Origin of the sequence: Saccharopolyspora montiporae (genome assembly GCF_015209505.1) — a bacterium.
GTDB classification, from domain to species: Bacteria; Actinomycetota; Actinomycetes; order Mycobacteriales; family Pseudonocardiaceae; genus Saccharopolyspora; species Saccharopolyspora montiporae.
In genome coordinates this window covers 18,177-31,384 of the sequence record NZ_JADEYC010000016.1, presented here as the reverse complement: position 1 = coordinate 31,384, position 13,208 = coordinate 18,177, and the positions used below count along the sequence as shown (strand labels likewise).

Here is a 13,208-nt window from a genome sequence, read left to right as displayed (position 1 = left end):
AGGCACCGCAGTTACACCGTTAGATCGACACTCCCAGCCAGGCCCCCGCCCTGGAGGAGGCGTCCCTGCTGAAGCCGTCGTCTTGGCCGACTCCCGCGTCAACCCGACAACGCCAGGCGGACGAGGTGGCCACGGTTCGCCGGTCTGTGAATCTGGACGTGGTGGCAGTTCGGTTTCAGCGCTGCTCATCAGTCGGTCAACCAGTTCTTGACGTCGTCGTAGTAGTTGTCCACGGCCCAGCCGACACCGGCAGCGACCGCCGTACCGATCAGCAGCGTTCCGCCGGTGGCTGCGACGCCACCGATGTAGCCGCCGGCGGCAAGAGCGGTCATGCCCGCGCCCACACCAGCGCTCGCGCCCGTACTTGCCGCCCCCTTCGTGATGGCCTTGTCCTTAGGCACACCCTTCTGAATGTCCTGATACACGGATGCCCCTGTGGTGGCCAGACCAACGACGCCAGCACCCTTGATCGAGGTACTGAGCCCTTCCTTCACCTTGGGATTCCCCGGGATCATGTCGTCGAGGCGCTGGGCCGACTGTGCCCCCGTCGATGCGGGCCTGGCTTTACCCTCCCCGTCGAGGTAGCCCCGTAAGGCCTGCTGACGTTCCGCGGGAGAAAGGCCCGGCTTGTCGAGCAGAGCCCGAGCACTGTCGGCCTTCTGTTGCGCGCTATCGGCAATCTTGTTCAAAGCCTTCGCCGTCGCATAAGCACCCGAGTAGGCGCCAGTGACCACCGGAGCCCACGCCCAGCCTTGCGGAACGAGCGATTCAGGCAGGCTCTTGGTCATCTTCAGCGCGCTTTGGAGACTGTCGTGCGCTGATTCCTCCTTGCGCCGCGCCTCTTTCACCGTCGCGCTGGCCTCGTTAAACGCCTCTACCTTCGCCTGATAACCGGCGATGGCCTGTTCCTCACCCGGGGTGCGTTCCGTGGTGTCCGGCCCGGGCCCGTTCATCGGCATCTTCGCCGGCTCCGGCCCGGGATGCTCGATCACGGTCGGCGTGAGGCTCAAGCCAGCCTGAGCAGCGACCTCGCCTGAAGTAGTCGATCTCGCATCGCTGATCTTGTACACGCTTTGTACGTAGACCGCCGGGTAGGCCCGGGCAGCTCCGGGCGCAGCGAGTACAAAAGATGCCCCTCTGACCTGTCTCCGCAGGTCAGAGGGGCATCTCCTCTGGGTGCCGGGTAGAGGATTCGAACCTCTGAAGGCAGTGCCGGCTGATTTACAGTCAGCTCCCTTTGGCCGCTCGGGCAACCCGGCTCACGCCAGCCCTGCTGGCGTACGGGGGAAAGCATACCGAACGTGTCTCGCGGATCCGCACGGGGGATGGCGGTAGCGTGTCCGCCCGAGGAGTTGCCCCGCGAGCAGGAGGTAGGAAACGTGGCGAACCCGTCGTTCGACGTGGTCAGCAAGGTCGACCACCAGGAAGTGGACAACGCGCTGAACCAGACCGCGAAGGAACTCGCGACCCGCTTCGACTTCCGCGGCACGGGCACCGGCATCACGTGGTCCGGCGACGAGGCGGTGCAGCTGGAGTCCGAAACCGAGGAGCGCTGCAAGGCCGCGATCGACGTGTTCAAGGAGAAGCTGATCAAGCGCGGGCTGTCGCTGAAGTCGCTGGACATGGGCGAGCCCACCAGCTCGGGCCGGGTCTACCGGGCCACCGGCAAGATCGTGCAGGGCATCTCGCAGGAGATCGGCAAGAAGATCTCGAAGAAGATCCGCGACGAGGCCCCCAAGGGGGTGCAGGCGCAGATCCAGGGCGAGCAGCTGCGAGTGTCCGGGAAGAAGAAGGACGACCTGCAGGAGGTCATCCAGCTGCTGAAGTCCGCGGACCTGGACGTGGCGCTGCAGTTCGAGAACTTCCGCTGACCACGACGGCGACCGTCCGGAGGGGAGGACGCGCGGGGTGAAGGGGATCGTGCTGGCCGGTGGCAGCGGGACGCGGCTGCACCCGCTGACCCAGGCGGTGTCCAAGCAGCTGCTGCCGGTCTACGACAAGCCGATGGTCTACTACCCGCTCTCGGTGCTCATGCTCGCCGGGATCCGGGACGTGCTGCTGATCTCCACCCCCCGCGATCTGCCGCTGTTCCAGCGGCTGCTCGGGGACGGCGAGCGGTTCGGGATCCGGATCTCCTACGCGGAGCAGCCCGAGCCCAACGGGCTCGCCGAGGCGTTCGTGATCGGCGCCGACTTCATCGGCGACGACGCGGTGACCCTGGTACTGGGCGACAACATCTTCTACGGCCAGGGCTTCTCCGGGATGCTGCGCTCCGCGGTGGCCGACCTGGAGGGCTGCACCCTGTTCGGCTACCCGGTCCGCGACCCGCAGCGCTACGGCGTCGGCGAGGTCGACGAGGACGGGCTGCTCACGGCCATCGAGGAGAAGCCCGCGCAACCGCGGTCGAACACCGCAATCACCGGGCTGTACATGTACGACAACGAGGTCGTGGACATCGCCTCCCGGCTGCGCCCCTCCGCGCGCGGCGAGCTGGAGATCACCGATGTGAACCTCGCCTACATCCGGCGCGGACGGGCGCAGCTCACCCGGCTGGGCCGGGGTTTCGCCTGGCTGGACACCGGTACGCACGACTCCCTGCTGGAGGCGGGCCAGTTCGTGCAGGTCCTGGAGCACCGCCAGGGCGTGCGCATCGCGTGCCTGGAGGAGATCGCGCTGCGCATGGGCTACATCACAGCGCAGCAGTGCCGCGCACTGGGCGAGGAGCTCAGCAAGTCCGGCTACGGGGAGTACATCGTCGAGGTCGCGCGCGCGGCCGGGGCCTGACCGTCACACCGGGGGCAGCTGCCGCCCGGCCATGCCCTCCAGCCGCTGCACGCGTTCGCTGATCGGCGGATGCGTGGCGAACAGCCGGGCCATCTTCTCGCCCGGGCGGAACGGGTTGGCGATCATCAGGTGCGATTCGGCGACCAGCTTGGGTTCCGGGGCCAGCGGGGCGCGCTGCGTACCGCGCTCCAGTTTGCGCAGGGCCGAGGCCAGCGCGAGCGGATCCCCGGTGAGCTGCGCGCCGGAGGCGTCGGCCTGGTACTCGCGGGACCGGCTCACCGCCATCTGCACCACCCCGGCGGCCACCGGCCCGAGCAGCGCGATCAGCAGCATGCCGAACGGGTTCGGCCGGTTCTCCCCGCTCCCGCCGAACATCCCGAACAGCATGGCGAAGTTGGCTAGGAAGGTGACCACGCTGGCCAGCGCGCCGGCGACGCTGGAGATGAGGATGTCCCGGTTGTACACGTGGGACAGCTCGTGGCCGAGCACCGCGCGCAGCTCCCGCTCGTCGAGCAGGTCCAAGATCCCCGCCGTGCAGCAGACGGCGGCGTTGCGCGGATTGCGCCCGGTGGCGAACGCGTTCGGCGCGCGGGTCGGGCTGATGTAGAGCGCGGGCATCGGCTGGCGCGCGGAGGTGGCCAGTTCGCGGACGATCCGGTACATCTGCGGCTGCTCGGCTTCCGACACCGGCTGCGCCTGCATCGCGCGCAGCGCCAGCTTCGCCGAGTTGAAGTAGGCGTAGGCGTTCGTGCCCAGCGCCACCACCAGCGCGATGACCAGACCTGAGGTGCCGAACTGCGCGCCGATCAACAGCACCAGGGCGCTCATGCCGCCGAGCAACAGCGCGGTCTTCAACCCGTTGAAATGCCTGTGCACCGTGCCTGCCTCCGATTCCACGACTGCGCCGGACCCGTGCGTGCGCCAGCGTGCCAGGTGTCGCGCCCGCACCCCGGATCGGCCGCTCGCGATCCGTGCGGTGGCGCGTGCTGCGCAACTGGCGAATTCACCCGGTAGAACGCACGAAATCGGACAAGAGTTCCAGTGCGGTGACGTGCGCAATACAACGGGGCACCCGCGTGATCAGTCACGGAGCGAATCGGACTTAGCATTGGCCGACGGGTGGCCGCACGGCAATTTTTGCCCTCCCCCACATGCTGCCCGCGGACGACCGGAAGGAATTCGAATGATCTTGGCGAAGCTGCGCCGCCGCTCCGGCGGAGGCGCCTCGTCGCGGACGAACCGCGCGGGCGGAAGCTCCCTGCCGCCCACCCCGCTGGACAGCGGGGTGCTGAGCTGCCAGGCGCACGACGAGCAGGGGCGGCTGCTGCCGGACGCGACGGTGACCGTCGTCGACCGGCTCAACCAGCAGATCGCCCAGGGGAACACGGACTCCTACGGCTACTTCGTCGCCGCCGTTCCGCCCGGCCCGCACAAGGTCTCGGTGAGCGCGGGCGGGTTCCGCCGCAAGAGCGTCAAGGTCGACGTCCGCGTCAACCAGCACGTCTCGCTCGGCGCGGTGCACCTCGAACCGGACGCCTCGCTGGAGCTGCCGCAGCCCGGGATCTGGAAGTTCGACCCGACGCACACCGAGATCCGGTTCATCGCCCGGCACATCGGCATGTCCCGGATCCACGGCCAGTTCCGCAACTTCGAGGGAGCCATCCGGGTCGCCCCGCGGTTCGAGGACTCGCGCATCGAGCTCGTCATCGACGCGGCCAGCATCGACACCGGCGTCAAGATGCGCGACGACCACCTGCGCTCCGAGGACTTCCTCGACGTGGAGAACTACCCGCGCCTGCGGTTCAGCAGCGACCGGCTGTCCAAGGTGCGCGGCGACAACTGGGTGGTCAACGGGACGCTGACGCTGCGCGGCACCACCAGCCCCGTCGAGCTGGAGACCCGCTACCTCGGCAACCGCCGCTGGCAGGGCCCCGGGTTCGACAGCGACGTCCGAGTGGCCTGCGACGCGAAGACCACGCTGCGTCGCGAGGACTACGCGGTGAACTGGCAGGCCACGCTGGCCAAGGGCATCGCGGTCGTCGGCCCCACGATCGACATCGAGCTCGGCGTCCAGGCCGTCCTGGAGCAGTGACCGGGCGCCGATACCTGCGCGGGCGGCGGCCCGGCGCGCGCCGCAGTACAGATCAGGCGTGCAGTTCCAGGGTGCAGCACTTCGGGCCGCCACCCGCCTTGCGCAGCTCGGAGACGTCCACCGGGATCGGCTCGTAGCCCAGGCCGGCCAGCGCCTCGGCGAGCCCGGTGGCCTCCGCCGGCAGCACCACGTGCTTGCCGTCGCTGACCGCGTTCAGCCCCAGGCAGGCCGCATCCGCCGCATCGGCGGCCACGGCATCCGGGAACATCCGCCCGAGCAGGTCCTGCGCGGCGGCGGAGAACGCGGGCGGGTAGTAGGCGATCCGCGCCCGCGGCCCGCGGGTGAGCACGAACAGCGCCGTGTCCAGGTGGTAGTAGCGTTCGTCGACCAGCTCCAGCGAGACCACCGGAACCCCGAGTACCGCAGCCGCTTCGCGGTGCGCCCGCGGATCGGTGCGGAACCCGCTGCCCGCCAGCAGCACGTCCCCGGTCCACACCAGATCGCCCTCCGCCTCGTTGACCGCCGCGGGCGGCCGGACGCCGGGATGCCCGTTGGCGCCGAGCCAATCCCGGAAGTGCTCGGCCTCCGGAGCGCGCTCCGCGTTGCGGAACCGGGCGCCGAGCACTCGCCCGTCGATCGCGGTCGCCGCGTTGGCGACGAACACCATGTCCGGCAGACCCGGCCGCGGTTCGACCAACCGCACCCGGTGCCCGAGGCGCTCGTACGTGGCGCGCAGCACCGACCATTGGTGCATGGCCAGCTCCGCGTCCACCGGTGCGCCCGGATCCATCCACGGGTTGATCGCGTACTCGACGGCGAAGTACCGCGGCGGGCACATCACGTAGTCCCGCTCTGTGCGCACCGGCCGCGGCGGACCGGGCTGCTGACCTGCGAGGGCCGTCATGGGTCGCATTCTCACCCGGCCCGGTGCCGCCGACAAGCGGCCTCGGGGAACGGCGCTGCTCAGCGCACGCGGCGGCCGTCCCAGGGCTCGAAACCGGCGATCTCCGCGTCGCCCGGCGTGCGGAACCAGACATCCGCCGCGATGTCCGCGTAATGCGGCGACGCCGGGGTGTGGTACTGCCGCGACGCGGAGTGGCCCTTCACCACCGGAGCGCCGCCACCACCGCCCTCGCGGCCCGGCCGCGGCCCGCTACCCGGGGTGCGGCGCGGCAGCGGCGGCGGCTCACCCTCGTCGTCCACCTTCGGAATGACCTGCGTGGAATCGGCTTCCGGTTCGAACAACGAGCCCCGGGGACCGGATCCGTCGGCCTCTTCGATCCCGTGCTCCCCGGCCGTTCCGTTGAGCACCGGGCGCTGCCAGCGGGATCCTGGCTGCGCCTGCTCTGCGTCGGCCTCGTCGGACGACCGGTGCGGCGGTTCCGCGGTTCCCGCGGCGGAGTCCGCGGTCCCCTCGGCAGCACCCGCACCGGCTTCGGCCGACGCGGGGAACGCCGGCGCATCGGCGCGCGGTTCGGCCGGACGTGTCGGCGGGTCCTGGTCGGCGGCGGCCGCGCCGTCCGACGCCGCGGCCGAACGGCGGGTGACGTACGGGGCGGTGGTCACCGCGCGGTGCAGGTCGACCGGATCGTCGTCGTCCCAGCGCAACCCGGTTTCGGTCGGGCCGTCCCGGGACTCGCCGGTGCGGTCCGGCTCCAGCAGGTCGAACGGGCCGCCGCGCGGGTCGTCCTCCCGGTCGTCATCGGGCGCGTCGTCGGTGACCGACGACCACGCCTCGCGGAGATCGGCGGCCAGCCCGGCCGCGCGCCGGCGCAGCGGGAGCACGAACAGCAGCCACGTGAGCAGCACGCCGAACGCGAACGCGGCGATGCTGTACAACCACACCTGCGTGAACAGCCAGGACACGATGCAGGTCCCTCCTCATCGGCGTCGGCACCGCGGACGACCGGGCACGTCCCGGGCGCACGCCTACCAGGGTGACCGAGTCACGCCGGGCGCGGGTGCGCATCGGGCAGAAATCCGGACTCCGCAGGATGGGGCCGCGGCCGCGCCGCGCCCGGGTGGTCCGCACAGCCGGGTTCACCAGGTGCGGGCCACCACGTAGTCGACCAGGGTGCCCAGCGCGTCGGCCGCCGGGCCCGCGGGCAGGGAAGCGAGCTCCTCCCGGGCGTCGTCGGCGAACTCGTCCAGCTTCGCCCGCGCCCGCTGCAGACCGTTCGACGCGCGCAGCAGCTCCAGCGCCTCGGCCACCTCGGCGTCCGACTCGACCGGCCCAGACAGCAGCCGGTGCAGCCGCGGGTCCTCGTCCGGATCGGCGAGCACGTACAGCATCGGCAGCGTGCGCACGCCCTCCCGGATGTCGGTGCCGGGCACCTTGCCGGACTCCGCGGACGGCGAGGCGATGTCGATGACGTCGTCGGAGATCTGGAACGCGGTGCCCAGGATGCGGCCGATCCGGTCCAAGGCGTGTACGTCCGCTTCCCGCGCACCGGAGAACCACGCGCCGAACCGGCCCGCCGTGGCGATCAGCGAACCGGTCTTCTCGTAGATCACCTTCAGGTGGTGGTCGATGACGTCCTCGTCGCTACCGACCCCGACGGTCTCACGCATCTGCCCCGTGACCAGGGCCTCGAACGTGCGCGCCATCTGGCGGGCCGCGTCCGGGCCCAGGTCCGCGACCAGCCGCGACGCCTGGGCGAACAGGAAGTCGCCGGTGAGGATGGCCACCGAGTTGTCCCAGCGCGCGTTGGCGCTGGTCGCGCCGCGGCGCATCGTGGCCTCGTCCATCACGTCGTCGTGGTAGAGCGTCGCCAGGTGCACCATCTCGACGATCGCCGCGGACTTGATCACGTCCTCGGACGCCGGATCACCGAATTGCGCCGCCAGCAGGGTGAACAGCGGGCGGAACCGCTTGCCGCCCGCGTCGACCAGGTGCAACGACGTGCGGGTCGCGAAGTCGAACTCGCTCTGCACCGAGCTGTGCAGCAGTTCTTCGACGCGGGCCATGCCCTGCCGAACCGATTCGGCCAGTGCCTCGTCGGCGATCTCGACTCCACCCGGCACTTCACCGCTCAGCTCGCGGATCGGATCTCCCGCTGGCCTGCTCACGTCACCGTCGCCTTCGCTCCCCCGACGATCGCCCCTACGGGCGAGCACTCTACGACACGAAGCTACCGACGTTCGCCCAGTCCAGTGCCCACGTCGGCAACACGCCCAGCAACAACGTGACGACCACACCGAGCGTGATCGCGGCTGTCGTGAACGCGCCCGGCACGCTCACGGTGGGCCCGTCAGGTGCCGGTTCGCTGAAGTACATCAGCACGATGACACGAAGGTAGAAGAAGGCCGCAACCGCACTGGCCACCAGCGCGACGACCACCAGCGGAGCCATTCCATCGGCCAGCGCGGCTTCGAAAACCACGAACTTGCCGATGAATCCGCTCGTCAGCGGGATCCCGGCCAGGGCGAACAGCAGGAAGGTGAACACGAGCGCGACCAGGGGCGAACGCTTGGCCAAGCCCGCCCAGTCGGCCAGGTGAGTTGCCTCACCATCGGAGTTGCGCACCAGGCTGATCACCCCGAACACGGCCACCGTGGTGAACCCGTAGGCCAGCAGATAGAACAGGGTGCCGGACAGTCCGCGGTCGGTCAGCGCGATCGCGCCGATCAGCAGGAAGCCCGCGTGCGCCACCGAGGAGTAGGCGATCATCCGCTTCACGTCGCGCTGGGTCAGCCCCAGCACCACCCCGATGACCATCGAGGCGATCGCCACCGCCCACAGCACGCCGCGCCACTCCCAGCTGGACGCCTGGAAAGCCACCTGCAGCACGCGCAGGATCGCGCCGAACGCGGCGACCTTGGTGCACGCGCCCATGAAACCGGTCACCGCGGTGGGTGCGCCCTGGTAGACGTCCGGGGTCCAGGCGTGGAACGGACCGATGGAGGCCTTGAACAGCAGCCCCACCAGCAGCAGGCCCAGACCTGCGAACAGCAGCGTGTCCGAGCGGTCGCTGCCCGCCGTGGCATCGGCGATCGCCGCCAGCTGCACCGAACCCGCGTAGCCGTACAACAGCGCCAGCCCGTACAGGAAGAACGCCGAGGCGAACGCGCCGAGCAGGAAGTACTTCACCGCCGCTTCCTGGGACAGCAGCCTGCGCCGCTTGGCCAGCCCGCACATCAGGTACAGCGGCAGGCTCAGCACCTCCAGCGCCACGAACATGGTGAGCAGGTCGTTGGCGGCGCAGAACACCATCATCCCGGCCAGGGAGAACAGGGCGAGCGGGAAAACCTCGGTGCGCATCCCGCCCGCGTCGGCGGCCGCGCGGCTCATGGTGCCCGGCCCCTCGGCGGCGTTGGATTCGGCGACGAACGCCCCGCCGGGCTCCACCGAGCGGTCCGCGATGAGCAGCACCGCGGCCAACGACAGCGCCAGCAACGTCCCCCAGAGGAACAGCGCAGGCCCGTCCACCGCCACGGTGCCGGCCAGCGTGGTCGTCCCGGTGCCCGCACCGCGCGCGTACCAAGCCAGCGAGGCGCCGGCCAGCACGATGCCGCCCAGGGTCAGCACGACCTGCACCGGCCAGCGCTGCTGCCGGGGCAGGAACGACTCCACCAGGATTCCCAGCAGGGCCGCCCCGAGGATGACCAGTACCGGCATGATCGCCGGGTAGTCGATCGGCGGGAACTCCGACGGCTGCTGCGCCAACGCACCCACTGTCAGTTACCTCCCTGCGAGGTGCCCGGGTCGGCGACTCCGACCTGGCTCATGGTTCCGGCGACCGAGGAATCGACCACGTCCAGCACCGGCGCCGGGTAGAAGCCCAACCCGATCACCAGCGCGATCAGCGGGGTGAGTACCGCCACCTCGCGCGTTCCCAGGTCGGTGATCCGCGGGCGGTGCGCGCCCGGCCGGTTCGGATCGGACACCGCACCGGGACCGGCCGCGGTGCCCAGCAACGCGTCCCCGCGCACCGGGCCCTGCATCGTGCGCTGGTAGAGCCGCAACACGTACATCGCGGCCAGCACCAGGCCCAGCGAGGCCAGCACCGCGTAGACCGGGCGGGTCTGGAACGCGCCGATCAACACCAGGAACTCGCTGATGAACGAGTTCGTGCCGGGCAGCGACAGCGTGCTCAGCCCGGCCACCAGCAGCACGCCGGCCAGCACCGGGGTCAGCTTGGCCATCCCGCCGTAGTCGGCCATCCGGCTGGACCCGCCGCGCACGATCACCATGCCCAGGGCCAGGATCAGCAGTCCGGTCGCCAGGCTGTGGTTGACCATGTACGTCACCGCACCCACCTGCGCCTGCGTGCTGAAGGCGAAGACGCCGAGCGCGATGAACCCGAAGTGCGCGATCGAGACGTAGGCGATCAGCCGCTTGAGGTCGGTCTGCCCGAACGCCTGCAGCGATCCGTACAGCACCCCGGCCACCGCCAGCACCAGCACCAGCGGCGCGAGAAGCTGCGCGGCCTGCGGCGCGAGCGGCAGGCTGTAGCGCAGGAAACCGAACGTGCCGACCTTGTCCAGCACGCCGACCACGATCACCGCCACGCCGATCGGCGCCTGCTGAGCGGCATCCGGCAGCCAGGTGTGGAACGGCACCAGCGGGGCCTTGATCGCGAACGCGGCGAAGAAGCCGAGGAACAGCCAGACCTGCACGGACATCGGGGCGTCGGCCAGCACCGGGACCAGCCGCTCCCAGTCGAAGGTGCCCTGCCCGGTGGCCTGCGCGCTGTACGCGTAGGCGCCGATGGCCGACGCCAGCATGAGCAGCCCGCCGAGGAACGAGTAGAGGAAGAACTTCAGCGCCGCGTAGGTGCGCTGCGGTCCGCCGTACCCCCCGATGAGGAAGTACATCGGGATGAGCATGACCTCGAACAGCACGTAGAACACGAACAGGTCGGTGGTGGCGAACACGGCCACGGTCAGCGCCTGCTCCAGCAGCAGCAGCGAGAAGAACCCGCCGTGCGTGCGACCTTCCGGCAATCGCTCGTGCCAGCTGTAGCCGAGCACCAGCGGGGTGAGCACCGCGATCACCGCGATCATCACCAGCGCGATGCCGTCCACCGCGAAGGACAGGTTGATGTCGAACGCGGGGATCCACGGGATCGAGCTCGCCAGCTGCAGCCGGGGTCCGGCCGGGTCGAAGGCGGCCCAGGCCGCCGCGGCCAGCACTACCTCGGCCAGCGAGAACCCGAGCGCGGTCCACTTCGCCGCCGCGGGACTGCGCCGGAGCAGCACCACCGCCACCGAGCCGACCAGCGGCAGCAGCACCAGTGCGAGGAGCAGGGTCATCGGATCTCCTCCCGGAGCTCACACGGCCTCGGGCCGCACGCCGCGGTGCCCGGCCTCATGACGGCACCCCGACCGACAGCAGCGTGGCGATCATCACGATGCCGCCGACGAGCACGGACAGGGCGTAGGTGCGGACGAAACCGGTCTGCAACCGGCGCGCCCGCTCGGACAGCGCGCCGAGCGCGCCCGCCACGCCGTTGACGAACCCGTCCACCAGCCGCCGGTCGGCGCTGACCAGTCCGCGGGTCAGCGCCGCTGTCGGGCGGACGGCCACGGCATCGTTGAGGGCGTTGCCGTACAGGTCGGCGCGGGCGGCACGCACCACGGGTGAGACCTGCTCGGGACGCTGCACCGGGACGGGCTTGCGGCCCACCACCAGCCAGGCGACCAGCGCGCCCAGCGCGGAGAACAGCACCGTGGCCACCGGGATCGCCGCGTGCGGGAGGACACCGCCGGTCGGTTCGGCGAGCTCGCCCAGCGAGGGCGCCAGGAATCCGGCCAGCCGGTCCCCGCCGGCGAAGGCGAAACCGGCGCCGACCGAGCCGACGGCCAGCACCACCATCGGCGCGGTCATCACCAGTGGCGACTCGTGCGGGTGGAAGTCCCGCCCATCATCGGACTTGCGCCCCTCCCAACGCTTCTCGCCGAAGAAGGTCAGCAGCACCAGGCGGGTCATGTAGAACGCCGTCAGCGCCGCGCCCAACAGCGCGATCCCGCCGAAAGCCCAGCCACGCCAACCCTCTTGGCCGAACGCGGCCTCGATGATCGCGTCCTTGGAGTAGAAACCGGACAGGAACGGGAACCCGATCAGCGCGAGGTAGCCGAGGCCGAACGTGGCGAAGGTGACCGGCATGTACCGGCGCAGGCCGCCGAACCTGCGCATGTCGACCTCATCGTTCATCCCGTGCATCACCGAGCCCGCGCCGAGGAACAGCCCGGCCTTGAAGAAGCCGTGCGTGAGCAGGTGCATGATGCCCAGCGCATACCCGGCGGGACCGAGCCCGACGGCGAGCATCATGTAGCCGATCTGGCTGACCGTGGAGTAGGCGAGCACCTTCTTGATGTCGTCGTAGGCGCAGCCGATGATGCAGCCGACCAGCAGGGTCACCGCGCCGACCACCGCCGCGGCGAGCTGCCCGCCGGGCGAGAGGGTGAACAGCGGATTCGACCGCGCGACCAGGTAGACGCCCGCGGTGACCATCGTGGCGGCGTGGATCAGCGCGGACACCGGTGTCGGACCGGCCATCGCGTCCGGCAGCCACGCCTGCAGCGGCACCTGGCCGGACTTGCCGCACGCGCCGAGCAGCAGCAGGAGCGTGATCGCCAGCAGCACGCCGGGCGAGAGCTCGCCTGCGCGCGCGAACACCTCGGTGTACTGCGTGGTGCCCAGGTTCGCGAACAGCAGGAAGATCGCCAGCGCCAGACCGACGTCACCGACCCGGTTCATCACGAACGCCTTGGTCGCCGCCGCGGCCGCCGATGGGCGCTGCTGCCAGAACCCGATCAGCAGGTAGGACGCCAGGCCGACACCCTCCCAGCCCAGGTACAGGGTCACGAAGCTGTTGCCCAGCACCAGCACCAGCATCGCCGCGACGAACAGGTTGAGGTAGGCGAAGAAGCGGCGCCGCTCGGTGTTCTCCCGCCCGCTGCGGCCCAGCTGGTCCTGCGCCATGTAGCCCACCGAGTACAGGTGGATCAGCGCACCCACCCCGGTGATCAGCAGCACGAACACCAGCGCCAGCGGATCCATCCGCAGCCCGAAGTCCACCTGCAGCGCGCCGACCGGGATCCAGGAGAACAGGTGCAGTTCGGGGATCCGCTCGGCTTCCGGGCGCGCGGTGACCGAGGTGAACAGCCACACGGCGTAGGCGAAGGCGGCGAACACCGTCGCGCAGCCCAGGTAGTGTCCCCAGCCGTTGGCGCGCCGGCCGGCCAGCAGCAGCACCAGCGCACCGAGCGCGGGCAGCGCCACGATCAGCCACGCGTTCTGCTGGGCGGCGCCCGCGGCGGTGACCGGATCCGGTTGGACCGCGCCGACGAAGGCCCCGGTAGTCGAAAAGCTCGTCACCACGCGCCC

Annotated in this window: 11 protein-coding genes and 1 tRNA gene; 3 read left to right on the top strand and 9 right to left on the bottom strand. The window is 70.3% G+C overall.

Annotated features, from left to right (window positions below):
- Positions 1 to 188 precede the first annotated feature (188 nt).
- The gene (locus IQ251_RS10800) at positions 189 to 1,070 is read right to left on the bottom strand and encodes a hypothetical protein (RefSeq protein WP_193928379.1); all 882 of its coding nucleotides are present in this window, start codon (positions 1,068 to 1,070) and stop codon (positions 189 to 191) included.
- Positions 1,071 to 1,177: 107 nt separating this feature from the next.
- Positions 1,178 to 1,259, bottom strand: a tRNA-Tyr gene (locus IQ251_RS10795).
- A 120-nt stretch (positions 1,260 to 1,379) separates the two neighbouring features.
- On the opposite strand from IQ251_RS10795, the gene IQ251_RS10790 reads away from it, so the two are divergent.
- Together IQ251_RS10790 and rfbA are read left to right on the top strand one after the other, a co-directional pair.
- Entirely contained in the window at positions 1,380 to 1,871 is a 492-nt protein-coding gene (locus IQ251_RS10790) for a YajQ family cyclic di-GMP-binding protein (protein ID WP_193928378.1), read from the top strand.
- Between the two features lie 37 nt (positions 1,872 to 1,908).
- On the top strand, positions 1,909 to 2,784 hold the full coding sequence (rfbA, locus tag IQ251_RS10785) for a glucose-1-phosphate thymidylyltransferase RfbA (RefSeq protein WP_193928377.1): 876 nt from the start codon (positions 1,909 to 1,911) through the stop codon (positions 2,782 to 2,784).
- Positions 2,785 to 2,787: 3 nt separating this feature from the next.
- Here the strand turns inward: rfbA and htpX are convergent, their stop codons facing one another.
- The gene (gene htpX / locus IQ251_RS10780; protein WP_193928376.1) at positions 2,788 to 3,660 is read right to left on the bottom strand and encodes a zinc metalloprotease HtpX; all 873 of its coding nucleotides are present in this window, start codon (positions 3,658 to 3,660) and stop codon (positions 2,788 to 2,790) included.
- Positions 3,661 to 3,967: 307 nt separating this feature from the next.
- On the opposite strand from htpX, the gene IQ251_RS10775 reads away from it, so the two are divergent.
- A complete protein-coding gene (locus IQ251_RS10775; protein ID WP_193928375.1) occupies positions 3,968 to 4,876 on the top strand; it encodes a YceI family protein in 909 nt (302 codons plus the stop codon).
- A 52-nt stretch (positions 4,877 to 4,928) separates the two neighbouring features.
- Here the strand turns inward: IQ251_RS10775 and ddaH are convergent, their stop codons facing one another.
- From ddaH to nuoL, 6 genes are all read right to left on the bottom strand, one after another.
- Complete coding sequence (gene ddaH / locus IQ251_RS10770; RefSeq protein WP_228046558.1) at positions 4,929 to 5,780, bottom strand: dimethylargininase; 852 nt, start codon at positions 5,778 to 5,780, stop codon at positions 4,929 to 4,931.
- Positions 5,781 to 5,839: 59 nt separating this feature from the next.
- Positions 5,840 to 6,742, bottom strand: coding sequence for a sunset domain-containing protein (locus IQ251_RS10765; RefSeq protein WP_193928374.1), 903 nt, complete (start codon positions 6,740 to 6,742; stop codon positions 5,840 to 5,842).
- A gap of 174 nt (positions 6,743 to 6,916) precedes the next feature.
- Positions 6,917 to 7,945: a polyprenyl synthetase family protein gene (locus IQ251_RS10760; protein WP_370591327.1), complete on the bottom strand. Its 1,029-nt coding sequence runs from the start codon at positions 7,943 to 7,945 to the stop codon at positions 6,917 to 6,919.
- A gap of 49 nt (positions 7,946 to 7,994) precedes the next feature.
- Complete coding sequence (gene nuoN, locus IQ251_RS10755) at positions 7,995 to 9,542, bottom strand: NADH-quinone oxidoreductase subunit NuoN (protein ID WP_228046557.1); 1,548 nt, start codon at positions 9,540 to 9,542, stop codon at positions 7,995 to 7,997.
- Between the two features lie 11 nt (positions 9,543 to 9,553).
- Complete coding sequence (locus IQ251_RS10750; RefSeq protein ID WP_193928373.1) at positions 9,554 to 11,131, bottom strand: NADH-quinone oxidoreductase subunit M; 1,578 nt, start codon at positions 11,129 to 11,131, stop codon at positions 9,554 to 9,556.
- Between the two features lie 55 nt (positions 11,132 to 11,186).
- Positions 11,187 to 13,199 carry an NADH-quinone oxidoreductase subunit L gene (gene nuoL, locus IQ251_RS10745; RefSeq protein ID WP_193928372.1) on the bottom strand — a complete coding sequence of 671 codons (2,013 nt, stop codon included), beginning with the start codon at positions 13,197 to 13,199 and terminating at the stop codon, positions 11,187 to 11,189.
- Positions 13,200 to 13,208 lie beyond the last annotated feature (9 nt).